The organism is Algoriphagus sp. (genome assembly GCF_030694375.1).
Lineage (GTDB): Bacteria > Bacteroidota > Bacteroidia > Cytophagales > Cyclobacteriaceae > Algoriphagus.
Map to the genome: position 1 here is coordinate 1 of NZ_JAUXYL010000023.1, position 24,274 is coordinate 24,274.

16 protein-coding genes are annotated in these 24,274 nt (G+C 45.4%); 13 read left to right on the forward strand and 3 right to left on the reverse strand.

The annotated features are described in order from the left end of the window. Positions 1–423: 423 nt before the first annotated feature. Together Q8M62_RS07855 and Q8M62_RS07860 are read right to left on the reverse strand one after the other, a co-directional pair. Positions 424–867 carry a DoxX family protein gene (locus Q8M62_RS07855; protein WP_304899655.1) on the reverse strand — a complete coding sequence of 148 codons (444 nt, stop codon included), beginning with the start codon at positions 865–867 and terminating at the stop codon, positions 424–426. 212 nt (positions 868–1,079) lie between these two features. Continuing rightward, on the reverse strand, positions 1,080–2,354 hold the full coding sequence (locus tag Q8M62_RS07860; RefSeq protein ID WP_304899656.1) for a glycosyltransferase: 1,275 nt from the start codon (positions 2,352–2,354) through the stop codon (positions 1,080–1,082). 217 nt (positions 2,355–2,571) lie between these two features. Between Q8M62_RS07860 and Q8M62_RS07865 the strand changes: the two genes are divergently transcribed. The 10 genes from Q8M62_RS07865 (at position 2,572) to Q8M62_RS07910 (ending at position 18,419) form a co-directional block, all read left to right on the forward strand. Further along, a complete protein-coding gene (locus Q8M62_RS07865; protein ID WP_304899657.1) occupies positions 2,572–3,192 on the forward strand; it encodes an RNA polymerase sigma factor in 621 nt (206 codons plus the stop codon). A 107-nt stretch (positions 3,193–3,299) separates the two neighbouring features. Then, positions 3,300–4,319, forward strand: coding sequence for a FecR family protein (locus tag Q8M62_RS07870; RefSeq protein ID WP_304899658.1), 1,020 nt, complete (start codon positions 3,300–3,302; stop codon positions 4,317–4,319). A 152-nt stretch (positions 4,320–4,471) separates the two neighbouring features. Then, complete coding sequence (locus Q8M62_RS07875) at positions 4,472–7,957, forward strand: TonB-dependent receptor (protein WP_305668070.1); 3,486 nt, start codon at positions 4,472–4,474, stop codon at positions 7,955–7,957. Between the two features lie 186 nt (positions 7,958–8,143). Beyond that, positions 8,144–9,607, forward strand: coding sequence for a RagB/SusD family nutrient uptake outer membrane protein (locus Q8M62_RS07880; RefSeq protein ID WP_305668071.1), 1,464 nt, complete (start codon positions 8,144–8,146; stop codon positions 9,605–9,607). Positions 9,608–9,783: 176 nt separating this feature from the next. Then, a complete protein-coding gene (locus Q8M62_RS07885; RefSeq protein ID WP_305668072.1) occupies positions 9,784–11,247 on the forward strand; it encodes a BNR-4 repeat-containing protein in 1,464 nt (487 codons plus the stop codon). Position 11,248: 1 nt separating this feature from the next. Continuing rightward, positions 11,249–12,724 (forward strand): PQQ-dependent sugar dehydrogenase, encoded by a 1,476-nt coding sequence (locus Q8M62_RS07890; RefSeq protein ID WP_304900718.1) that lies wholly within the window; start codon positions 11,249–11,251, stop codon positions 12,722–12,724. A 159-nt stretch (positions 12,725–12,883) separates the two neighbouring features. After that, positions 12,884–14,089 (forward strand): Nramp family divalent metal transporter, encoded by a 1,206-nt coding sequence (locus tag Q8M62_RS07895; protein ID WP_304900717.1) that lies wholly within the window; start codon positions 12,884–12,886, stop codon positions 14,087–14,089. Between the two features lie 23 nt (positions 14,090–14,112). Then, positions 14,113–15,129, forward strand: a complete 1,017-nt coding sequence (locus Q8M62_RS07900; protein ID WP_304900716.1) for an NAD(P)-dependent oxidoreductase — start codon at positions 14,113–14,115, stop codon at positions 15,127–15,129. Continuing rightward, on the forward strand, positions 15,129–16,193 hold the full coding sequence (locus tag Q8M62_RS07905; protein WP_304900715.1) for a dihydrodipicolinate synthase family protein: 1,065 nt from the start codon (positions 15,129–15,131) through the stop codon (positions 16,191–16,193). Before Q8M62_RS07900 ends, Q8M62_RS07905 begins: the two co-directional genes overlap by 1 nt. A gap of 267 nt (positions 16,194–16,460) precedes the next feature. Continuing rightward, positions 16,461–18,419 carry a hypothetical protein gene (locus Q8M62_RS07910; protein ID WP_304900714.1) on the forward strand — a complete coding sequence of 653 codons (1,959 nt, stop codon included), beginning with the start codon at positions 16,461–16,463 and terminating at the stop codon, positions 18,417–18,419. 466 nt (positions 18,420–18,885) lie between these two features. On the opposite strand, the gene Q8M62_RS07915 is transcribed toward Q8M62_RS07910, so the two are convergent. Beyond that, complete coding sequence (locus Q8M62_RS07915; protein WP_304900713.1) at positions 18,886–19,824, reverse strand: GNAT family N-acetyltransferase; 939 nt, start codon at positions 19,822–19,824, stop codon at positions 18,886–18,888. A 261-nt stretch (positions 19,825–20,085) separates the two neighbouring features. Here Q8M62_RS07915 and Q8M62_RS07920 point away from each other — a divergent pair, with 261 nt between their 5' ends. From Q8M62_RS07920 to kdsB, 3 genes are all read left to right on the forward strand, one after another. Further along, positions 20,086–20,910 carry a polysaccharide biosynthesis/export family protein gene (locus Q8M62_RS07920; RefSeq protein ID WP_304900712.1) on the forward strand — a complete coding sequence of 275 codons (825 nt, stop codon included), beginning with the start codon at positions 20,086–20,088 and terminating at the stop codon, positions 20,908–20,910. A gap of 4 nt (positions 20,911–20,914) precedes the next feature. Then, complete coding sequence (locus tag Q8M62_RS07925; RefSeq protein WP_304900711.1) at positions 20,915–23,377, forward strand: polysaccharide biosynthesis tyrosine autokinase; 2,463 nt, start codon at positions 20,915–20,917, stop codon at positions 23,375–23,377. A 165-nt stretch (positions 23,378–23,542) separates the two neighbouring features. Beyond that, the gene (gene kdsB / locus Q8M62_RS07930) at positions 23,543–24,268 is read left to right on the forward strand and encodes a 3-deoxy-manno-octulosonate cytidylyltransferase (RefSeq protein WP_304900710.1); all 726 of its coding nucleotides are present in this window, start codon (positions 23,543–23,545) and stop codon (positions 24,266–24,268) included. Positions 24,269–24,274: the final 6 nt, after the last annotated feature.

Consider the following 24,274-nt stretch of genomic DNA (forward strand, 5'->3'; position numbering starts at 1 on the left):
GCTCGATATCCTGCTACTCGCTGTCCTGTTTCTCTTCCGATATTTCGATCGGGACTGGACTTGAATTCTTTGCGACTTACCGCCTTTGCGAGAAATCCTAACACCGCTCAACTTGGCGCAAGTTTTCAAACTTGTGCCTACAATAATGCAGTCCTCAGACTTGCCTGCCGCTAGGTAGGTTTATCTACCGCAAGGTAGGCTGCTTTCAATCCAAATAACCCTTCCATTGCGCTGGCAACAACATCCTTTTCCAAAACAAAAACCTGCTTCAGCGCTGGGAACCTTCATCCCATCTTTTAACCCAGCTTTAAAAAGCTGGGCTATTAAAGCACCAGCCTTCAGCACTAGCTTGGAACTAGATTCATCATTTAAATGAATCGCTTTGAACTCCGGTCTGCCGACTCTTTACCAAAACTCCCAACCTCACCAGGTCGGATGCCGCTTCATCCAACTGTCGACAGAGAATTTACCGGATCCATAAACCATAAATGTGATCAACAGAACCAGCACGATCAACGAAATCCCAAACTCAAGATTGTTGGATACCGCTAAAAACCCCTGTTGGATATTCACCAAAAATACCGCCCCTAGCAATATCGGAATCTGAAATGCGATCGCTATCCGCGTGACCAAGCCCATCGCGATCAAAATACCACCAACCAAATGAGAAAAGGCTACATAATGTGCCAAGCCCAAATTGATAAATTGCAAATCCGCAGTCTTCATGATTGACAGAAGCGCTTCGGTATTGGAAATAAACAAAATGCCCTTATACAGGATAAAGAGTCCAAGTATTATCCGGACAAAGTCCAACCACTGCGGATGATGGCTGTCTGCCCACCGTTCGATTTTTGTGAAAGTATTCATGGCTTTTTGGGTTTGTTACCCTATTAATTTACAAATAAAAAATTGTAAAAGTCCTGATTTTCAGCAGAATGAAAAAATAATCTGTGTATCCGCTCACTTACCTTTATCAAAAATAAATATGGGTTGAAGTTCTATTGAACAAGCCAATTGCACTTTCAACTTTACAACTTTCCCACCTTCCCACCTTCCCACCTTCCAACTACCCCTTCCAACTACTTCTTCAAAACCTCCCGGTAAACCTCCTCCAATTCAGACACCATCCTCCGCATAGAGAATTTCTCAATAACTCTTGCCCGGGCTGATTTAGCCATTTTCATCCTCGAATCGGCATCCCTTATCATCAGAATACAGTAATCGGCCAGTTTCTTCCACTCATCAACTTCTGTCAAATAACCTTGGACTCCATCCTGTATAACCTCCCCAATCCCCCCTGCACGCGTAGCCACGACGGGCACTTCGCAGGACATCGCCTCCAACATCGCAATCGGCAAACCCTCAAATTCAGAACTGCTCAGGTAGATGTCCATGATGGACAAGTAGGGGATGACCTGCTTCTGAACTCCTACCCAGTGAAAGTGTTCCTGCATCCCGGACCTTCGGATTTGGTCCAGAATTCTATCTCTCCATTCCCCATCCCCAACCAGCAGAAAATGGGTTTCAGGACATTCCTTCAATATCGCCAAGGCTACTTCCACCCACAGCCAAAGTCTTTTCTGTGACCGAAATACCGCCACTTTCCCGATTACAGGAGCCGTCTCCGGTATCCCTAGCTGAGTTTTTAATGAAAGATCACTCGAAGGAGTTAAGGCCCCAGACATACCCTCTTGGCTACCGCGATTTGCCTCGCCTGTGCCGAACCAAGTCGAAGCATGCTTCTCGCTTAGTGTTTCTGACGTCTCGCTTCTTGTTTCTAATCTTCCGCTCGCCATCCTCCTAAACACGTTCGTATTCACTCCATTTTGAATCACTTTGATCTTTAGCCTTCCGCCACGCTGATAAGGGTCTAAAAAGGAATTGAGCTGCATCGAAAGCGCAACTTCATTGGATACCGCAATGGCAATGTCCTGCTGCTTAAACGTGAAGCGGTTGCCAAAATAGGACACCTTGTTGTACCGGTCCCAGGTATTGTGCTCCGTGTAGACGATGGGGATTTCAATTTGCTTTCCCACAAATCTCGCCAATATCCCGGCCCAGGGTAGATGCGCATGGAGAATGTCAAACCCGTTTTTCTGGATGAAATCCCGAACCTTTTTCACCTGAAAAAACAAACCCAGATTGCTTGAAGGAATCAGGTGAACAATGATCCCCGATGCTTCGAGCTCGTCGACAATGTTGTTCTTTTGATAATAAAAATAGAGGCAGTGAAACTCAAACTTGCTCTGATCATGAACCAGGGCAGTTTCAGGAATCAGTTTTTCCGCGCCCCCCCGGCCCAGACTTTTGATCAGGTGGAGAACTTTGATGCGCTTGGGCTTATTTTCTGTCATAGCTTCGTGCTGCAAGTTGCTTCTGCAGTTTGACAATTGCAAAGATGAGAAACTCAAGTCTCGCAAGTCCTTAATTTAGTGTCATTTCGACTTTCAAAACGCCCCAATCCCGAATCCGGATTTTGGCAGCAAGGCCAATTTATACCTGCCGGCCATTCAGATTTTTTTTTGTTTGGTAAACATTAATTGTTTGTTTTGACAAAGGTTCTGAAAAAAAATGGCAAGCGAGTTTGAAGCTCATCCTCATCAACAATTGGTCTTTGATATTTCCCAAGGAAATGAAAAGGCCTTTGAAAAGCTTTATGCCCTGTTTTCTGAGAAAATCTATCACGTCTCCCGACGGATGAACCTCAGCCATGAAGATGCCGAGGGAATAGTCCAGGAGGTTTTTTTGAAAATATGGAGAAAACGAAGCAAGCTTGACCCTCAACTCTCCATCAATGCCTACATGATCGCTATTGTCAGATCATTGGTAATCAAAAAAGCCAAAAAAGAAGCCCGGTTTTTTGCTTTTCAGAACTACAGCATTCCGCTCTACGAGTTTGAACGTAACAGTGGCCCCGAACAGGATCTGATCTATTCTGAGTTTCACCACATTTCCGAGGAGATAATCAAGCAACTTCCCGCAGGGCAAAAACAGATTTTTATCCTTCGACACTTTGAAAACCTTTCGGTGGAGGAAATTGCCGAAAAACTTAACATCTCCAGAAGAACCGTAGAAAACCAGATATTCAGGTCAACAAAGGCCGTCAGAGAAAAACTGGTGAAATTGAAGATCATATCACTCAGCGTTCTTTCAATGGCACTTCAAACGCTATTAATTCAAGTATTTGACTGATTTATCGGTAGGATCTGAGGGGTTTTCAAAAAAAGAACAAATTTCTTTGACTTTCTCATGAGTATTTTTCCATGCTTGAGGCTATATGCATATGTAACTAGCGCTCGATGGACCATAAGAAACGAATAAATGATTTTTTTGAGGGTAAACTAAGTCAGGAACAGGCTCAGGAACTCCTCGATTGGCTTGATTCTTCCGAAGCCGAAGAATTTTTGTCCGCAGAGATTCTGCAGATTTGGTCCGAAAAAATCCGGGCCCACCAAGCCGAGACTTGGGACTCGCAGCCGCTTTGGGAAAAAATCAACCAGGCAAAAGACGGATATTCCCGACCTCATCTCCTCGTGGATTTAAAGCCTTCCAAAAAACTGTTCCCCCTTTGGCTCAAGGCAGCAGTGGTCTTCTTGGTCCTTGGCTTTTCGGCCCTATTTTTCTTTGAAGTCAACAAGTCAGTCGAAATTCCTTCGGGAATTTCAAGCAGCGAACCAAAAATGATCGTTCGTGAAAACCCCTCAGGGCAAAAAACTAAAATCAATCTTCCTGACGGTTCTACGGTGTTTCTCAACTCTGAAAGTAAAATCACCTACCCGGAAGACTTTTTGACAAGCCGACACATTGAACTTGAAGGCGAAGGCTTTTTCCAGGTTGCCAAGGATGAGGAAAACCCGTTCTCAGTCGAGGCTGAGGGAATCATCACCACAGCAATCGGTACTTCCTTTAATATTTCAACTTTTAATTCACAGGAAAAGGTGGCTGTCACTTTGGTGACTGGAAAAGTACGCCTCAATCAAAAAGGCAACAAAAACTCCCTCGACCTCAACCCGGGTGAAGAATCTCTGCTCTCACTGAAAGATGAAAGCTTTGGAAAATATCCGATAGAAGTTTCAAATAGAATCAGCTGGATAGATGGAGTTTTGCGGTTTTCCGAAACTCCTTTCAACGAAATGATCCAAATCCTTCAACGCTGGTATGGAGTGAAAATCCAGGTGATCGGCAATCCAAAAGTGATGAAGGGAACCGGAACATTTGATACCAATGAAAGCCTGCAAAATGTGCTCCATGTGCTCAGTGGCTCCATGGAATTTGAGTATCAGTTAAAAAACAAAGAAGTAGTCATCAATTTCAACTAAGCTGCCTATGTGAATTTAAAAGGACTTTAAAAAAGAACAGGAACGTACTGCGAATACGCTCCTGTGAAAATCAAAACACGGCACCCAAGGACTAAAGCTTAGCGGTCTGTCATCCAAGGGTATTTCAATGTTTCAACTTACAACCCTAAAATATGAAAAAAATAATACCATTAATAGTTATGTCTATTAAGTTAGTAGTCAGAGGTGTGTTGCTGCTTTGCCTGACATTGAGTCCCTTGTTGGCCAGCACCACTTCTGCACAGGTAAAAAGCATCGATCAGGTTCACCTCAAACTGGAAAAGAGCAACTACTCGCTCCTTCAGCTTTTTCGTGAAATTGAAGACAAAACCGACTTTAGGTTTTTTTACTCCGAAGCTGCTGTCAAAGGCCAATCGGGTCTGAGTATTGAAAAAACCTCCGGATCAGTGGAGCAGCATCTCTATCAGATTGCAACCCAGACCAACCTCCGGTTTAAGCAGGTAAACAACACCATCAGTGTCATCGTCAACGGTACAGGCACCAAGCTGGTAGAAACAGCCTCCAATAGAGCTATGATCTCCGGCGTAGTCAAAGACATGACAGGAGCAGCCCTGCCGGGAGTCACCATTCTTGTCGAAGGGACTACCACCGGCACGGTCACCGATATTGATGGCAACTTTTCCATTGAAGCATCGGAAGGACAAGTCCTTATTTTTTCATTCATAGGCTTAAAGCGCCAAAAAATCACAGTTGGGAATGCGACCACCTTGCAGGTAGTGATGGTGTCTGAGGACAATAACCTGGAAGAATTTGTAGTGGTAGGCTATGGTACACTGCAGAAAAAAGACATCACAGGCTCAGTGAGTGCCATATCAAGTGAGGAAATCAAAGACCAGCCGGTAGTAAGCATCGATCAGGCCATGGCAGGTCGAATGGCCGGCGTGGTGGTGACCCAAGCTACAGGCGCACCGGGTGGAGGAGCTTCGGTGAGAATCCGTGGCGCAGGCTCCCTCAGCGCGGGCAATGAGCCACTTTATGTCGTGGATGGATTCCCAGTCACCAATGATTTTGACCAAAGAAATAATCCATTAAATACGATCAACCCAAATGACATTGACAATATCCAGGTCTTGAAAGATGCCTCTGCTACCGCAATCTACGGTTCAAGAGGCTCTAACGGCGTCATTTTGATCACTACCAAATCAGGAAAATCCGGAATGTCCAAGATCGATTTCAGCATCAACACCGGAATTCAGCAGGTCGAGAAAACCTTGGATGTACTCAATGCAACGGAATTTGCGAGGTATATCAACGAATCCAGAAATAACGCTTGGGTAAACTCAGGCCCCGGTCGTGCCGCCACTGATCCTAATTCTGTTCGCCTTAACAATGTCATGTACCTATTGCCGGAAGTTTTCAGCAATCCTGAGTCCCTTGGCGAAGGAACCGATTGGCAGGACGAAATCTTCCGAACCGCTCAAATGAGCAACTACCAGTTGAATTTCTCCGGAGGAAATGATAAAACCAAGTACTTCGTATCCGGTGGCTACCTGAGTCAGGATGGAGTAATTATCAATTCTGATTTGAAGCGCTACTCCTTCAGAGTAAATGTGGAGTCCCAAATGAACAAGCGGGTGAAAATAGGAGCCAACTTTACACCTTCCTACACCTTCTCCAACCAATCACTTGCCGAAGGAAACTGGCAGGGGGGAGGAATCATCCAATCCGCAATTACTGCTGCCCCACACCTGAAACCTTACGATGAATTTGGAAATTACACCAAAATTACCGGACAGGGTATCGGACTTTCTGAAGTGGATAATCCGGTGAAAATCGCCAGGGAATATTTCCACCAACAGCAAAATCTCAGATTGCTCGGGACTTCATTCGCAGAGTTTTTATTGGTGGACAACCTGAAGTTCAAAGCCCTCGTGGGTGCGGATATCAGAAACTTCCGGGAAGACATTTTCAGTTCTTCCATCATCAACCCCAATAGTGTCAATCCAACCAAGCCGGCAATAGGAACCAATGGGACTTCCCAAATCAGAAACTGGCTTTCAGAATTTACCCTCGGCTACAACAAAAGAATCGGTAAACATAATTTTGATGCCGTTTTGGGTTACACCGTTCAGCAGGAATCATTGGATGTCAACCGGATGACGGGAACCAACTTTGCCAATGATAATATCAAAACCATCAATGCGGCAGGATTGATCTCCAACGCATTCTCCTCCAAAGAAGAATGGTCTTTGATCTCTTACCTAGCCCGTGTGAATTACAATTTCGATGACAGGTATTTGCTCACTGCAACATTCCGACGTGATGGTTCCTCCAGATTTGGACGGGACAACCGTTGGGGTTCTTTCCCTTCGGTTTCTTTGGGCTGGAGATTGTCTGAAGAAGCATTCCTGAGTGATGTCAATTGGTTGTCTGAGTTGAGAATCCGAACCAGCTACGGCTTGACAGGTAACAACTTCATCACGAATTATGGCTCAATCGGTCTGACCGGTATCGAAAATTATCCCTTCGGAATGAATGGAGGTACTGTTAACAACGGTATCCGCCTGACCAATATCCCAAACAGTAGATTGGGTTGGGAAAGAAACAGCCAAACGGATTTGGGTATCGAAATCGGCATTTTGCAAAACAGAATCTATGCTTCTGCAGATTACTACGTCAAACGCACCTCTGACCTTTTGCTCAATGTGCCGGTTCCTACCTTGACGGGCTACACCACTGCCCTGCAGAATATCGGTGAAATCGAAAATAAAGGCTTTGAATTCACAGTCACCAGCCGTAACACGGTAGGTCAATTCAAGTGGACTACGGATCTCAACTACTCCACCAATGCGATTCAGGTATTGGCTTTGGGGCCAGACGGATCTCCCATCATCTCCAGACAGGCAACTTCTGCCAGTGCACCCACACACATCACCAAAATCGGTTCCGCACCAGGAAGCTTCTTTGGCTACAATGTGATCGGAGTTTACCAAAATCAACAAGAAATCGACAACAGCCCGGTCATTCGGAATGGCAACGGAACAGTTCAGTCCAAACCAGGTCAGTTGAAATTTGAAGATGTCAACGGCGATGGCAAAATCGACGCCGATGACAGAACGGTTTTGGGAAGCCCTTTTCCTGATTTTACATGGGGTATGACCAATTCCTTTAGCTACAAAAACCTGGATTTCGCATTCACACTTCAGGGTGTTCATGGATTTGAAGTCCTCAATGCAGCCAGAAGGTACTACGCCAATTATGCCGGCTCCTACAATGTTTTGTCAAGCGCATCAAATGGATGGAAGTCTGAATCCGATAGAGGGGATGGCGTTTCACCGATGATTGACAGAAATTTCAACGGGTACGCAGGAAGTAATGTGGTCAATAATATGACCTCCCTGTTTGTTGAAGATGGATCATTCCTGAGAATCCGAAACATTACTTTGGGATACAATTTACCTCCATCTGTCTTGGAAAAAGTGAAACTGGCTAATGCCCGATTGAGCTTCACAGTCCAAAATGCTTACACCTTCACAAATTATGAAGGGTACAATCCTGAAGTAAGTGCCCAAGGTGGAAGTCCTTTGGTACCGGGCGTGGATGCCGGTGGCTATCCCTTGGCCCGCACGTTCATGTTGGGTTTAAATGTTGGCTTCTAATCTGAAATTCTTATGAAATGCCCATGAGAAAGAATCTCATACAAGGAGATAATTATCGAGGGCATTCCATGTGGCAAATAAAAATCAAAATATAAACACATGAAATGCCCATGAGAATAGTTTCTCACACAGAGGGATGATTATTAGGGGCATTCCATCTGACCACTGAAAAAAAAATATAAACAGATGAAATCGATAAAAATATTAATCGCTGCGGGATCTATTCTCTTGCTTTCCGCAGGCGCTTGCAGTGATGATTTTCTGGACTTGGCTCCCATCTCTCAGCAAAACAGTTCTAATTTCTACAAAACTGCCGAGGACATGAAAAATGCCCTCACGGCAGTATATGGCTCCTTGCAGTACGGAGGTCAATACTATTCCTCTATCCATGTGATGGGTGACCTGCGCTCTGACAATACAGAAATCACCAATCCCAATGCAGGTGCAGACCTTCAGGCTATAGATAATTTCACCAACACACCGGTGACCTCGACCAGCAGCATTACCTGGAATGCGCATTATCAGGGAATTCAGGCAGCCAATATCCTCATCGAAAAGATCGAACCAGTGAACATGGAACCCGCTCTCAAGGCTCGTTACCTGGGAGAGGCAAAATTCCTCAGAGCATTGATGTACTTCAACCTGGTAAGAATCTATGGGGACGTTCCCTTGGTGACCAAAGTCATCAACAACCCTCAGGAAGGCTATGACTACGGTAGAGAGACCACAGCGAAGGTGTACGAACAAATCATCGCAGACTTGATGGCAGCGGAAGGCTCCCTTCCTTATGCCTATCCCGCGGCTGAGGCGGGTCGTGCCACCAAGGGCGCTGCAATGTCCCTCTTGGGTAAGGTCTACCTCACCAGAAAAGAATGGTCTTTGGCTGCTCAAAAATTGAAGCAGGTGATAGATGATTCCGCGCAGACCAGGTACAGACTGATGCCTACGTATGCGGGGATTTTCGGAGCCTCTGCCGAAAATAACCTGGAATCCATTTTCGAAGTGCAGTTCAAAAGCGGTTCAAACGGGGAGGGTAGCCCTTTTACCAACCAATTTGCTCCGATTGGATCGGGTACCGCTGTAGTCGCTGTCGGTAATCCATTGGGACAAAATATCCCGACTGCAACGATGAATTCTGCCTACGAAGCGAATGATTTGCGAAAAGATGTCTCAATGAAAACAAGCTATGTGCTCGCGGGAAAAACTGTCCTTCACAACTATGTGGTGAAATACAGCGGAACTCCGGCTGCCAACCTTGACAGTGACAACAATTGGATCGTCCTGAGATATGCTGATGTGCTCCTGATGTATGCCGAAGCACTCAACGAACTTGGATTTGTAGCCAACGGACCTGCCTTTGATTTACTCAATCAAATCAGAACCCGGGCAGGTCTTCCGATCAAAACCTTTGCGAATGCAAACCCCGCACTCCAAATTACTTCCCAAGCCCAATTCCGTTTGGCCTTGGAGCAGGAGCGAAGAGTCGAACTGGCCTTCGAAGGGCATCGTTGGTTTGATCTGGTCAGAACGGATCGCGCCTTGGCGGTATTGGCCGATAAGGGTATGCAACCGCACCATGTGTTGTTGGCGATTCCTCAAAGTCAAGTGGACATCAATCCTTCCATGATTGTCCAAAATCCGGGATATTAAGTAATTGAGCAAGGGGCTAAAGCCACTTCACTTTTCCTGCATAGGAATGGTTTAAAGTTTTAGCCCCTTCTTTTTCTTCTGCCTTAGATGAAACCCGGATTATGCATTAGAATCCGGAATCAAAAGCGATTTTGCTCTAAATAGGGAAGACCCTAAAAAAATCAAATCATACTACAGTGAAACAAACTCTGATCACGCTTTTTCTGGGGTGTACCTTACCGCTTTGCCTATTCGCACAGCAGCCCTTAACTCTTAATCAAAAGGATTCGGGCTACCGGGGAATCTGGTACAGCAACCAGCCTTCCAACGATAAGTATGTCTACAAGTACAGCGGTGGGCTGGCTACCTATCCTGCCAATCACTATCCCTTTTCTATCTATGTAGGCGAAGTTGATAAGACATTTTTTTGCTATGGGGGAACAGACCCTTCGGGAAATACCCTGCTCCATATGATCTCTTATTTTGATCATAAAACGAAAACTTTGCCCAAACCCACCATCGTACTGGACAAACAAACTGACAACGCCCATGACAATCCGGTCATGAATATCGACGCTGAGGGCTACATCTGGATTTTTTCTACTGCTCATGGGACTGACAGTCCATCCTACATCCACAGAAGCAAAAAGCCCTACGACATTGCTGAATTCGAGCAAATCTTTGCTTCTAAAATAGTGGATGATGCCACCGTCCAAATGGATAATTTCTCTTACCTCCAAACCTGGTATCAGCCTGAAAATGGGTTTATCAACCTCTTCACTCATTATGAACGAAATGTAATTCCACACCAGCCCTCCAAGCCAAGAAGGACGATAGGATTCATGACAAGCCCTGATGGAATCAGGTACTCCGAATGGAAAGACCTCGCTAAAATAGCCGAAGGTCACTACCAGACTAGCGCTCAGCATCAAAACACCCTCGGTACCTCCTTCAACTTTCACCCTGTTAAAGAACTCGAAAACGGACTGAACTATCGTACCAATTTATATTACATCCAAACCGACGACTTTGGAAAAAACTGGAAGTCCGCTGATGGTAAATTACTGGACATTCCACTGACGGAAATCCAAAATCCGGCGCTGGTCAAGGATTATGCCTCGGAGGGTTTGCTGGTGTACATCAACGACCTGACATATGATGCAGATGGGAATCCCGTGATTTTATATGTCACTAGTAAAGGCTTCGAAGCCGGACCTGAAAAAGGGCCACGAACCTGGCATACCGCAAGATTTACCGGTTCAGGCTGGGACATCCTTCCGGTCACCCAATCCGACAATAATTACGATATGGGCTCCCTCTACATTGATGAAACTGGCACATGGCGAATTGTTGGTCCCACATCTACCGGTCCCCAACCTTACAATACCGGAGGCGAAATGGTGCTTTGGGAAAGTCACAACAATGGCCAAAGTTGGGAAGCCCGGGCCATGACGGCCAATAGCAAGCGCAATCATTCCTATGCCCGAAGACCTGTCCATGTTCACGATGATTTTTATGCCTTTTGGGCAGATGGGCACGGACGGAAAAAATCAAAATCCAGACTCTATTTCTCTGATAAAAATGGAAATGTCTACCAACTCCCCACCAAGATGTCAGCTGATTTTGCAAAGCCAAAGCAAATAGAACTCAGAAAGAAATAGCATGACTAGAACTTTGCTTGCCCTTCTTTTTTGCCTTGCTTTTCTTTCGTCCTGCACCAAAGAACAGCCGAAGCTTTCCCTGCAACAACTGGACATCGTCCGTCTGCAGCAGTCTTGGTTGAAAGTGGAGGTGCTGTCCGATTCCATGATCGTCCCATGGGATTTGGAGACAGACTCCCAAGGCTTCCTTTGGGTGGCCGAACAGGAAGGAAAAGTATCCAGGATTAACCTGTCAACTGCCGAGAAGAAAGTAATGCTGGTCATCTCAGATGTTTGGCAACAGCGGACCTCCGGTCTGTTGGGCATGGCTGTTCATCCGGATTTTGCCAATAATCCTTTCGTCTACCTGAATTATACCGTAAAAAAAGACAGCCTGATCAGCAGCCGACTCTTCAGGTATAAGCTGGATAAGGACAGCCTTACGGATCCAATACTACTGTTGGAAATCGAGGGCGGAACATCCCACAATGGGTCGAGACTCGCTTTTGGACCGGATGGAAAACTCTATTGGGCCACAGGAGACACCCATGATTTCACCTATGCCCAAAACTCGGAAAAGCTAAACGGTAAAATATTGAGGATGAACCCGGATGGAAGTATCCCTTCAGACAATCCCGACCCAGGAAGCCTGGTTTGGGCCAAGGGTTTTCGCAATATGCAGGGACTTACCTTTTCGGACAGCGGACTGCTGTACACCTCCGAACATGGAGATGCGATAGAAGATGAGGTAAACCTGATCATTGCCGGCGGGAATTATGGATGGCCTATCATCGAGGGAATGCATGACTTGGATCCGGAGAAGGTATTTGCTGGGGAAAATCAAACCATCGAACCCATCCGCTCCTGGACGCCCGTGATCGCTCCTGCGGGGATCGCTTTTTACGGAGAAAAAACAATTCCGGAATGGACCAATACCCTCCTCCTGACAACCCTGAAAGGAAAAAGCCTAAGGATACTTCAGCTCAGCCAAGACGGAAAAACAATCCTGGACGAAGAAATCCTCTTTGAAAATCATTATGGCCGACTTCGTGATGTGACGGTTGGCCCCAAAGGAGAAATCTACCTCAGCACCAGCAACAAGGATTGGAATCCCCAGCCTGGATTTCCACTCCCGGGAGACGATAAAATTTTGAAAATCAGTCTGACAGACCAAGTTGTTCCCAGCCCCTTGGAAGCAAGTAAACCAGCAGAACCACTTATCTTGAATGGAGAGCAATTGTATCTCAACTATTGCGCCTCCTGCCACAAGGCAAATGGGACAGGCCTTAGCGAGGTCTTTCCGACTTTGGCAGGTTCTACTCTAGTCAAAGGGAATGTCAAACCCCTGATCCAATTGGTATTAAAAGGGAAAAATCAAATGCCTGCATTTGGCTTTCTAAGCAATCGGGAAGCCGCGGAAATTCTAACTTATATAAGACAGAATTGGGGCAATAAAGCTTCGGAAATCACATCCCCGCAGGTAGAAGAAAACAGATGATATGAGCTTAATGGTAAAGCACTTAGCTATCACTGTCAATAAATGAAGTTCAGGTTGCGCGGCTCCCTCTTTCACAATGGGGGGTTAGGGGGATTTTAATAAATGGAATTTTGAAAATTTTACCTACCAAAAACATATCGTAAGTCTTTACAGATAAACATGCCGGAAAACAAAATCATCAAACTAGCAAAAGGCCTCGGTCCAGGAATCATTACCGCTGCCTTGGTTTTCGGTCCCAGCAAAATGACCATCACCTCCCGTTTGGGGGCTGAATATGGGTATTCCACACTGTGGGTAGTCGTTGTGGCGATCTTCTTTATGCTGATTTTTACGGATATGGGAGCCAGGATCGGTCTGAGCAGTTCGGTAAGCTTGCTCACACAGATCCGAAACAAATGGGGAAAGGCAGCAGGTGTAATCATCGGATTTGGAGTGTTTTTGGTTGCTACCTCATTTCAGGCTGGAAATTCCATCGGAGTTGGGATCGCTGTAGCAGAGGCAAGCGAAACCCCAACTTGGATTTGGATTTTGGTTTTTAATCTTGCGGGTGTGAGTCTGCTCTTCTTCGGCAGTTTTTATAAAACGCTGGAAAAGTTGATGATTGCCTTGGTCGGGCTGATGCTCATATCCTTTTTAACGACCTTATTTCTCAGCAAACCCTCCCTAAGTGGGATTGCTAATGGTTTTATTCCCTCCATCCCATTGGGTTCCGCAGGTTTACTGATTGCTTTTACGGCCTCCTGCTTTTCTATTGTAGGGGCATTTTACCAATCTTACTTGATTCAGGAAAGCAAAAAACCGGGCTTCGAAAAACAAGCAAAAAACCGGAGTGCGATTGGGATATTAATTTTGGGAATCATGAGTTTGGTTGTGATTATTTGTGCTGCATCCATCCTTAACCCGCAGGGAATCAAGGTAAACAGCGCTTCAGAAATGTCCAAGGCACTGGAGCCGCTGTTTGGTTCCTATGCCGCTCATTTGTTTTTGGCAGGCCTTTTTGGAGCCTCATTTTCCTCCTTGGTTGGGAATGCTACCGTTGGGGGAAGTTTGCTTGGTGATTCCCTGGGTTTCGGGAATCGCCTGAGTTCAAAGGCCGTCCGCGGTTTTATTGCGCTGGTCATGGCCTGTGGTGCCAGCATCTCTCTCATCTTCGGAAAACTTCCACTCGAACTCATCATTTTCGCTCAAAGCGTCACCATTTTTTTGGTGCCCTTTATCGGTTTTGCGATGTATGCCATCGCCAATGACCCCAAGATCATGGGCGAAAAAGTCAATTCTTCCTTTGCAAAAATCTCCGGAGCCATCGGTCTGATTCTACTCACCGGTTTGGCTGTCTGGAACTTCAACGAACTGTTTATCAAATAGACTTCATTCAGAACCTAAATACAATGAAAGACTTAATTCAATTAGAGAAAGAACTACTAGCTCCCTCCCCGGCGCTGATTGCCGACATGGCAAAGATTGAGGGGGATATGATCCTCTTGGGTATTGGCGGCAAAATGGGCCCGAGTATGGGTAAACTCGCCGTGGCCGCAGCCAAAGCAGCCGGAGTGGAGAAGCGAATTATAGGAGTTTCCAGGTTTTCAGATCCCAAAGCAAAAGCTGAATTGGAAGCTGCTGGCATTGAAACCATTTCCTGTGACTTATTGGACGATAAGCAGTTGCAGGAATTGCCCTTGGTAAAAAACGTGATCTATCTCGCAGGCAATAAATTCGGTACCACCGGCAATGAAAGTTTCACTTGGGCGATGAATGCTTACCTGCCGGGTCGGGTGGCAGAGAAATACAGGGATTCCAGGATTGTGGCTTTCTCCTCAGGAAATGTACTTCCTTTTGTACCCGTGACATCGGGAGGGCCATCTGAAGAAACCAGTCCCGAACCCATCGGTGAATATGCCCAGTCTTGCCTTGGCAGAGAGCGCGTTTTTGAGTATTTCTCAAAAAAGAACCATACACCAACGCTTATCTACAGACTGAATTATGCAGTGGATTTCCGATATGGAGTGATGATGGAGATCGCAAAGTCTGTCCTGAACGGAAAAGAAATAGACCTCAAAACCGAAAATGTAAACGTAATCTGGCAGGGGGATGCAAATGAAATTGCCATCCGTTCATTGCTGCATTGCGAAACTCCGGCGAAAATCCTCAATGTCACCGGTCCGGAGATCCTCTCTGTATATTGGATCGCCAATCAGTTTGGTAGAATTTTCAATAAAGAACCAAAATTCATCAATGCATCCACAGGCACAGCACTTTTAAACAATGCCTCCGAATGCCACCGGATTTTTGGCTACCCAAGGGTGACGGTGCGGGAGATTATTGACATCACCGCAACCTGGATTTCACAGGGTGGGGAGGAGTTTGGCAAAGCCACGCATTTTCAAGAGAGAGGAGGGAAATTCTGATGAACAAGTTAAGCCCAGAATTAAAGCAGCATTTGCATCAGGGGACAGTGATTCCTGCCCATCCTTTGGCACTAAAAGCCGATCGAACGATCGATGAAGCCAGACAAAGACAACTCAGCCGCTACTACATGGCTAGCGGGGCGGGCGGAATAGCCATAGGCGTTCATTCCACTCAGTTTGAAATCAGAGATCCTCAGGTTAACCTCTTTGAAACCGTCCTGAAATGGGCAGCAGAAGAAATTAAAGCCGCAAATTTAACCCGTCCTTTTTTGAAGGTTGCCGGAATCTGCGGGCCAACCAATCAGGCGATTGCCGAGTCCGAAATAGCTGTAAAGTATGGCTATGATATGGGGCTGCTAAGCATGGGTGGCTTGCAGGCTTGGACTGAAGCCGAGATTTTGAAGCGAGTAAGAGTAGTGGCGGAGATCATTCCGGTTTTTGGATTTTACCTGCAACCCTCAGTCGGAGGAAGGATTTTCAGCTATGATTTTTGGAAGGAATTTGCAGAAATAGATAACGTGGAGGCCATCAAATGTGCATCCTTCAATCGATATCAAACACTTGATGTGATGCGGGCGGTAAGCCTAAGCAGCCGCAGCAATGCGATTGCCATGTACACGGGTAATGATGACAATATCGTTGCGGATTTGCTTACGACCTATCGCTTTGAAGAAGAGGGTAAGACCTTCGAAAAAGAATTTGTCGGTGGATTGCTGGGACATTGGGCAGTATATACCCAAAAAGCTGTCGCGCTTTTAGAAGAGGTAAAAGCCTGTAAAAAGAATGGTTCGGCACAAGACTGGTCCAAACTTTTGGCAAAAGGAATAGCGGTGACTGATGTCAATGCGGCCATGTTTGACACGGCCCACCATTTCCATGGATGTATCCCGGGAATGCATGAAATGCTGCGAAGACAAGGACTCCTCGAAGGAATCTGGTGCCTCAATCCCAAGGAAGTTTTGTCCGAAGGACAGGCAGAAGAAATCAGCCGGGTGCATCATGACTACCCTCATCTGAATGACGATGAGTTTGTAAGGGAATTTTTGAAAAAGGATAATTTCTAAAATGAATTTTCAGGAGCATCAAAACAGAGTTTTTCCAAATGAATCTACCAATACCCAAAAAAGCTGTCTCAAAAGGACTGAAGGTGTCAGCCTGAGCACCTGACCAACGAGAGTTGGGCAGTACGAAGGCCATTTACAACGAATACAGCCGCATTTCGACTTCGATCAATGTGACAAGCAGCAGTTATGAGACAGCCTCAGGGGATTTTGACAATAAGTTTGGCTTCAACTCACCATTTGCTTAGACCTTTAACCATTCAATTATAGATGAACCATTTAAAACAATTAAGCTTAGCTTTTCTTTTTTTCGCCGTTTTGACGGAGTCATTTTCCCAGGTAGACACCACCCGTTTTACCAATCATGGTCCGCAGCTTTTTGCCTCCATGATTCAGGGTAGTGTATTTGCAAAAGACCAACATGGAAATGATCTGATCTATACCGTCGTCCGGGGCGAGCCGGCGCATTTGTTGGGATATGACCTCAAAACCAGGGAATTGATTTTGGATCAGGCCCTTCCTAAAGCTGATGGAGCCTGGGATTTGGCACAGTCTTCCGATGGGACACTGTATGCTCCGGGAGCAAACGGTAGCTTGTTTGCCCATATTCCCGGAACTCAGGAAGTCAAGGATTTGGGCGTAGTCCTGGAAGGAGAGACCTACCTTTGGAATCTCAGCTCTGGAGCGGATGGTGAAGTTTTCGGTGCTACTTATCCCGGTTGCCGGGTTTTTAGATACCATCCAAAAGAAGGTTTTTCTGATGTGGGAAAGGGGCCATTGGTGGAAAATGAAAACTATGTCCGAAGCCTGGCTTTCTATCCCAAGACAGGGATGCTTTATGCCGGTGTTGGTTCAAAAGCTCATCTGATCGAAATCAATCCGAAAACAGGAGAGAAAAAGGAATTGCTACCCGAGAAATTCAAAGACTTCGAGTTCGTCTATGGGCTCGAAATCGTCCCCGGATTGGATGGAAACGACAGACTTTTTGCACTCATTACTAATGGGAGCATTACCCTGGTCTATAACTTGAAGACTCGGGAATTTGAACAGGAAATACAGGGTATGGACATGCGGGCGATCGCAGGAGAAAATTCCGGAAGGGCCGTATACTACACCTCAAAGTCTGATTTGATGAGTTTTGATCCGGCCCAATCAGTGGAAACGGCGCAAAAACTGGCAGAGGGAGTCGGTACTGCGCTCGCTTTCAATATCGGAACGGATGGAAAGGTTTATTTCCTGACTTCAGGTGCAAATTTGATTTCATACGACCCGAAGGATAATTTACTGGAAAAAACCAAGCTTCAAATCCCCGGACAGCCCATCCCAATCCACTCCTTGCTGACCGCTCCTGACGGTAAAATCTGGTCGGGTGGCTACTTGGCCGGAGGAAATGCGACTTTCGATCCTAAGACCGGGACGCATACCTTTCTCCCTGGTTTGGATCAGACTGAGGCAATGTCTGTGCTGGGAGATCAAATCTTTTTTGGGGTTTACCCAAAGGGGAAATTCTATGTGTATGACAGCAAATCCAAGTGGATGCCCAAGGAAAATAACCCAAAATTTCTGGGGCAGAAAGAAGGTCAAAGCCGCTCATTTGCCCAGGTTAGCATTCCGGAACGTCAGTTACTTGTCTTTGGGATGATTCCTGAATATGGAAAACTTGGAGGAGCGATGGTTACCTATGATTTGGCAAAAGAGGAGTTGAAATTCTTTGACAGCCCGGTTGACAAGCAGTCGATCGCTACCTTGGCTTATACCGGAACGTATGTGCTTGGAGGCACTACCATCTCCGGAGGATTAGGGAAAAACCCCGAAACCAAGGAAGCGGTGTTGTTTGCTTGGGATCCGACCACAGGTCAAACCCTGTTTGATACGGTGCCTGTTCCAGGTGCCTCTGCCTTGACCGGACTGATCAAGGGGCCAGACGGGAATTTCTGGGGAATGGGAGATGGCACTTTATTCATTTTTGATCCAGTGGAGCGAAAAGTGATTTTCACCCAAAAGCTTTATGATTTCCCTCCATTTAAAAGTCATATCTGGAGAAGTGCCTTTCTGGTTCTTCATCCGGATGGAAATATCTATGGGACTGATTGGGAAAAACTGTTCAAACTGGATCCGCTGACCAAGGAAGTGACACAATTGACAAAAAACGCAGCCTTATTGGTCATGGGGAATGATGGCACACTGTATTTCAAAAGAGGTACTGAGCTATGGTCATACCGTCCCTGATCAAAGAGTTTACTTTTTTCATATTCCGACTGGAAAAGCGCATACTGCTGGTATGCGTTTTTTTTTTTCCTTAATAAAGATTATCCGCTTTTTCTCCCCTCCACCACAAACGATATCGCCTAGCACCGATCGCCGCCTCCCGGAAGCCAGGAAGTCGAGGTGAAGCAAATAAAAATTGGCTATTGCTGTCATTGCGGACATCCATATTCTTTAAAGAGAACTCCCTTCAATGTGCTGTGAGCTTGTACGTACTCGTCCCTCGTACCCCCCCCCTAGCTCCGAAATCTGACATCCAGCATCTATCATCAAACATCGGACATCGGTCACCTAACATCGGTCAACCTTCACCCATCTTCGGTCTCCGGTCTCCGGTCTTCCCGCTTGTCACCTCGTACCTCGTACTTCGTACCTCGTCCCTCGTCCCTCGTATCTCGTACTTCGTATCTCGTATCTCGCACCTCGTACCTCAAAACACCTCCAAATCCCCCAAACTCCATCCCCAAGGCAAGGCCATTGGAGAGCTATCATCCTGAACTTTTCGCAATGTGACCACAGGACCAATTTTCATAATTGGGATCAGGCCCATTTCAAGGATTTTTTGATTGGGGTAGTTTAGCCCTGAAAAAGATGAAAACCTTGAGCCCGAAGCTTCAATTCGCTCATTTAGCGTTTTTTGGAAGTCCTTTTCCAAAGTCTTGGTAAGCTTTTGGCTGACCAGCAAATCACAGATTCGAAATTCCCGACCCATTTTCCCCTCTTTGATTCGGTAGACCAAGAGGTAGTTTTCTCCGTCACTGAGGAATTGATAGGGGAAAAGTGGATTGTCTCGAAACCTCCAATTTAGGTACCCGGGAACAATTCGGGTTTGGGTTGCAACTCCTTCCCGGGATGAAGTTTCTATTCTTCGGATAAGCTTTGAAATTCTATTCCAATCTGATGAGGGTACCTCTTTTTGTTTTCCGGATTTACTGAAGTGGAAATTAAGTTTGAGCGGAAGTTTCCCCCATTTTTCCCAATCCATTTTAAGGTATCCCGGCGTGCTTTTAGCATTGGGCGTATTGAAGATCAAATCAAGGCCTTCTTTTTTGATGTCTTCGATCAGTGCCAACGTGAGATTTTTGAATATGCCTTTTCCCTGATGATCAGGGTGAGTGGCGGTATCGACCGCACGGCAGGCTTTGAGGATTTTCCCTTGATCCAAAAACTCCCACCTCAGGAATGCCCTGACTCCAATCAGTTGACCGGCTTCCTCGGCAACTAAGACTGGAGACTTCCCAAAAGGATTGTACAGGTGTTTCCACTTCCAAAGCGCTTCAGATTTTGGAATCATACTTTCCCCCAATGAAAGTTTCAGCAGTTCAATAATTTGGGGGATATCCGATTCCGTAGCTTTACGAATGTTCATAGGCTCAATTTAGGGGAAAATGTCATTGCAACCGAACAAGACCTTGCCGGGTTTTCTCCATTGTGGTATTTCCGGAGCCGATCCCTCGCAATAGTAGGATGGAGTAAAGCTTATTTAGTAATAGCTTAATTCAAAAAGTATATTTTGCACAGCATATACTAGTTCACCATAAATCTTTACTTGAATCCTTTCTGGCAACATATTGGCTTGAGGATAATCAATTTTACATATCTTTGATTTACTGAGTTCAAATCATTCTAAATGAAGCATCTCTTCTTTTTCGCCTGCATCACTCTTTTGGCATCTTCCTGTATCAGTAATAAGCGGATAACTTATTTACAAAACCTTTCTGACAGTACCGCAATCGGGCTAAATGAGTTTATTCCATTTGCTGAAGTCGACTATACTTACATCCTGCAACCCTTTGACATCGTACAAATTGACTTTGCCAGCGCAGATCCCGAATTGGTAGCCGGATTCACCTTTTTGAATTCCCCGCAAGGTGCGGGTGCCAGAATCGGCATAGGTGGAGGTGGTGGGGGAGGCAGTGACCCGCTCTACATGTCGGGTTACTCCTTGGACAAAGATGGGATGGTCGAAATACCCAAATTGGGCAAAATCAAAATCAGTGGACTTTCCGAAGAGCAGGCAAAAGTGGCCGTGCAGCAGGAAATCAACAAATTTTTCAAGGAGGAAGTATTTGTTAGACTAAGGATGGCCGGAATCCGATACACCACTTTGGGGGAATTTAACAGTGTGGGTGTTCAGATTATTTATAAAAACAGAGCAACTCTTTTTGATGCTTTGGCCACAGCAGGCGAAACCAGCCTCTTGGGAAAAAAGAACAAAATGTTTCTCATTCGACAATATGATGGTGGAACAAAAATCCATCAGATTAACCTCAATGACAGGGCTTTGCTCGGAAGCCCCTGGTTTTTTATCCAACCCAATGACATTTTGTATCTCGAACCGATGAAAATCCGTCAAATAGGTACTGCAGATAATTTGACAGCTTCTTTAGCTTTATTTGCCGGACTCTTTGCTTCAACTCTTTTAATATTTAATTTAGTTTCGAGAGGAATATAAGAAGATGGAGAAACTGGATCTGAGTCAACTCGACAACGAAGAAAAAGCACTGGAGATCAGGTATGTGATCGCCAAGTACATTCGTTATTGGCCTTGGTATGTGCTCTTTACGGTTATTTTTCTCACTGCAACCTTCCTCTTTCATCGTTACACCGTCGATGAGTTTGAAGTTACGGGTTCCATCGTCATCAAAAACAGCAACACCCCTGAATCCAGGATTTTGGATCGCTCAAATATTTTCAATGCAGGTATAAATCTTGAAAATGATATCCTCCGCCTTCGGTCAAAAAATATGGCCCGAATTGCCATGGATAAACTCCACTTTGATGTGGAATATTTTGCTAAAACCAATATCAAGGACATCGAACTCTATGATCGATCTCCGATACGAATCGAGGTAGATTGGAATCACCTGCAGGTAACTGATGCATCGGTTGAACTGGAAATCCTTTCCGAAACCAATTTCAAACTGCTTCCTGCAGAGTCAGGCTTGATGGACTTCAACTCCGCGCAGGCTGCCGGTGATGAATCAGTGTATAATAAGACATATACCTTCGGACAAACTATAGAAACCGCAAGGTCCAAATTTACGGTCTTTTTGGTCAATCCATCCCGAATAGGCGAATTGGTTATTTTTAGATTTGTCAATCCCGCTGTCTTGGAAGAACAACTTGCCAGATCTGTACAAGTAGTTCTGCAAAATGAATATTCTTCTGTATTGAGACTCAGTACTACCACCAAGGTCGTTGAAAAGGGTAGAGACTACATCAACGCCCTGATGCAATCCTACATTGAGTACGATCTCAATGAGAAAAATAAAATCCAGGAAAATACCATTGACTTTATTGAAAGCCAACTTGGGTACTTGGAGGATTCACTCAAGGCCAAAGAAAGGGAACTGCAACGGTTCAAAGTTGACAACAAACTCTTGGATGTTTCGGCTGAGTTTTCCAGCATTCTTTCTAAAATGAATGCCTTGGACGAACGCAATGCTGCCCTGGAATTCCAACTTCAATACTTCGAGGAAATCCGACAGTATATGGAGCGTAAAAGCAGGGACTTTTCTGATGTCGTTGCACCTTCTGTGATTGGTGTCCCTGATCCATTGCTGAATGGGCTGATCCAAACCTTGGTCACCTTGTCCCAAGAGCGCAGAAAACTTCTGGCCACGGTCAATGAAAATCACCCGGAGGTAATCAAAATCGATGTGCAAATGGAAAAGGTCCAGGATGCACTCTTTGAAAACGTGGTCAATCTGATTGAAAACACAAACAAACAAAAGAAAAGTATTCAGGCCGAAATCAGAGTATACGATGCTCAGTTTGCAACACTTCCTGAATCCGAATCCAAGTACACCAGTATTTTCAGGGAATTTAAACTTCGGGAGTCGCTCTACACATATTTGCTCGAGAAAAGGGCAGAGGCTGGTATAGCGCGCGCTGCTAACGTCTCCGACAATGCGATTCTGGATTTGGCAAAAAAAGGAACACTCGTATTTCCAAAGAAAACCCAAAACTATGGTTTGGCCTTGGCACTTGGGCTATTGTTGCCTTTCGGATTCATCGTGTTGCGGGATATGTTTGACGATAGCATCAAGGATCAGCGCGACTTGAAAAAGCATTTCATGATTCCTCAACTCGGTGTCGTGGGCTACAGCACTAAGGGAACCAACAAGGTGGTCTTGGAACATCCTAAATCTGCAGTTGCGGAATCCTTCAGGTCACTCCGCTCAGCGATTTCATATTTGGCTGCCGGTAAAAACACCAAAAAAATTCTTGTCACCTCCTCTGTTTCAGGTGAAGGGAAAACATTTACCTCCCTCAATTTGGCTTCAGCAATGGCTTTGGGTTCAAAGAAAACAGTGGTGGTAGGTGCTGACTTGAGAAGACCAAAATTGGCCAGTTATTTTGATCATTCAGAAAAGGTGGGATTGTCCACCTATTTAATCGGTAAGGTATCCGCAGAATCGATAATTTTCCCGACACAACAAGAAAACCTGTTCTTTGTTCCTTCCGGGGTAATTCCTCCCAATCCTGCCGAACTACTTCAGACACCCCGGTTAATTGAGTTCTTGAGCTATTTGGACGAACGCTTTGATATCATCGTTTTTGATACCCCTCCTATGGGATTGGTATCAGAGACCATCGATCTGATGCGCTTATTTGATATCAATCTTTATGTGGTTAGGCAAAATTATACCATCAAGGACCACTTGGTGATGATCAACGACCTGTTTAACAACAAGCAGGTCAAAAATGTCTATGGTGTCTTTAACGGAATACTCAATTCAGGCTATCACTACGAAGGCTACAATTACGGCTACGGCAATACCTACCTGTACTCCCAGAATAACAAGTACATGTATAATTACTACGGAGACGACCTGGAGACCAAGAAAAAGAAAATCAAAAAGGCCAGTACCTTTGATCCCGTCAAAGCGATAAAGAAGGTTTTTAGAATCAGATGATAAACTGAACAAAAAACGATTCGATTTCTTTTTATTCACTTTAATGAAATGCCCATGACCTCGTAGCTTCGGTACCACAGGGGAAGGATGATCCGGAGCGTTCTCCCGATCCGTCGCGGCGGAAGGGACAGCAGGAGCTACTTTTAAAAAACAAATTATAATCACATGAAAATAGCCGCTCTCATACCTGCACGTTATGCTTCCACCCGCCTGCCGGCCAAGTTGGTACAGGACCTTGGTGGGATTTCGGTGATTCAGCGTACTTACCTAAGTACACTTGCTGCAGGCGTTTTTGACGAGGTTTGGGTCGTCACTGATCATAAAGAAATTGAACGGCAGATTCTGGACCTTGGAGGAAATGTCTACTTCAGTAAGAAAAATCATGAAAGCGGTTCGGATCGGATTGCCGAAGCTCTGGAGAAAGTTGATGCCCACCTAATTGTCAATGTACAGGGGGACGAACCTTTCCAAGACCCTAAATCCCTGCAGGGTCTAGTTGCCGCTTTCGAAAGACCAAAAGTGAAAATGGCTTCCTTGATGTGCAGGATTTCGGAAGATGAGGCCTACAACCCAAATGCCGTCAAGGTTGTAGTGGATGAAAAAATGAATGCCATCTATTTTTCCCGCTCTCCAATCCCTTTTAATAGGGAAAGATCAGAGGATATTTTTTATTGGAAACATGTCGGAGTATATGCCTATACCCGTGAGCTATTGAAGGAATACACTTCTTGGCCTAAAGGCTACCTCGAACAAATCGAGATGCTCGAACAACTTCGATTGGTTGAAAAAGGAGTGAAAATCCGGATGGTCGAAACCACCCATCAGGCCATCGCAATCGACACCAAAGAAGACCTCGACCGGGCAAGGAATTTTTTGAAGAGTATTCTTTAAGTACAA

Excerpts from the sequence above, each read along its gene's own strand:
- Q8M62_RS07855 (WP_304899655.1), bottom strand. The coding sequence starts at position 867 with ATGAATACTTTCACAAAAATCGAACGGTGGGCAGACAGCCATCATCCG.
- Q8M62_RS07895 (WP_304900717.1), top strand. The coding sequence starts at position 12,884 with ATGCCGGAAAACAAAATCATCAAACTAGCAAAAGGCCTCGGTCCAGGA.
- Q8M62_RS07900 (WP_304900716.1), top strand. The coding sequence starts at position 14,113 with ATGAAAGACTTAATTCAATTAGAGAAAGAACTACTAGCTCCCTCCCCG.
- Q8M62_RS07925 (WP_304900711.1), top strand. The coding sequence starts at position 20,915 with ATGGAGAAACTGGATCTGAGTCAACTCGACAACGAAGAAAAAGCACTG.
- Q8M62_RS07860 (WP_304899656.1), bottom strand. The coding sequence starts at position 2,354 with ATGACAGAAAATAAGCCCAAGCGCATCAAAGTTCTCCACCTGATCAAA.
- Q8M62_RS07865 (WP_304899657.1), top strand. The coding sequence starts at position 2,572 with ATGGCAAGCGAGTTTGAAGCTCATCCTCATCAACAATTGGTCTTTGAT.
- Q8M62_RS07875 (WP_305668070.1), top strand. The coding sequence starts at position 4,472 with ATGAAAAAAATAATACCATTAATAGTTATGTCTATTAAGTTAGTAGTC.
- Q8M62_RS07870 (WP_304899658.1), top strand. The coding sequence starts at position 3,300 with ATGGACCATAAGAAACGAATAAATGATTTTTTTGAGGGTAAACTAAGT.
- Q8M62_RS07920 (WP_304900712.1), top strand. The coding sequence starts at position 20,086 with ATGAAGCATCTCTTCTTTTTCGCCTGCATCACTCTTTTGGCATCTTCC.
- Q8M62_RS07915 (WP_304900713.1), bottom strand. The coding sequence starts at position 19,824 with ATGAACATTCGTAAAGCTACGGAATCGGATATCCCCCAAATTATTGAA.
- Q8M62_RS07890 (WP_304900718.1), top strand. The coding sequence starts at position 11,249 with ATGACTAGAACTTTGCTTGCCCTTCTTTTTTGCCTTGCTTTTCTTTCG.
- Q8M62_RS07880 (WP_305668071.1), top strand. The coding sequence starts at position 8,144 with ATGAAATCGATAAAAATATTAATCGCTGCGGGATCTATTCTCTTGCTT.
- kdsB (WP_304900710.1), top strand. The coding sequence starts at position 23,543 with ATGAAAATAGCCGCTCTCATACCTGCACGTTATGCTTCCACCCGCCTG.
- Q8M62_RS07910 (WP_304900714.1), top strand. The coding sequence starts at position 16,461 with ATGAACCATTTAAAACAATTAAGCTTAGCTTTTCTTTTTTTCGCCGTT.
- Q8M62_RS07905 (WP_304900715.1), top strand. The coding sequence starts at position 15,129 with ATGAACAAGTTAAGCCCAGAATTAAAGCAGCATTTGCATCAGGGGACA.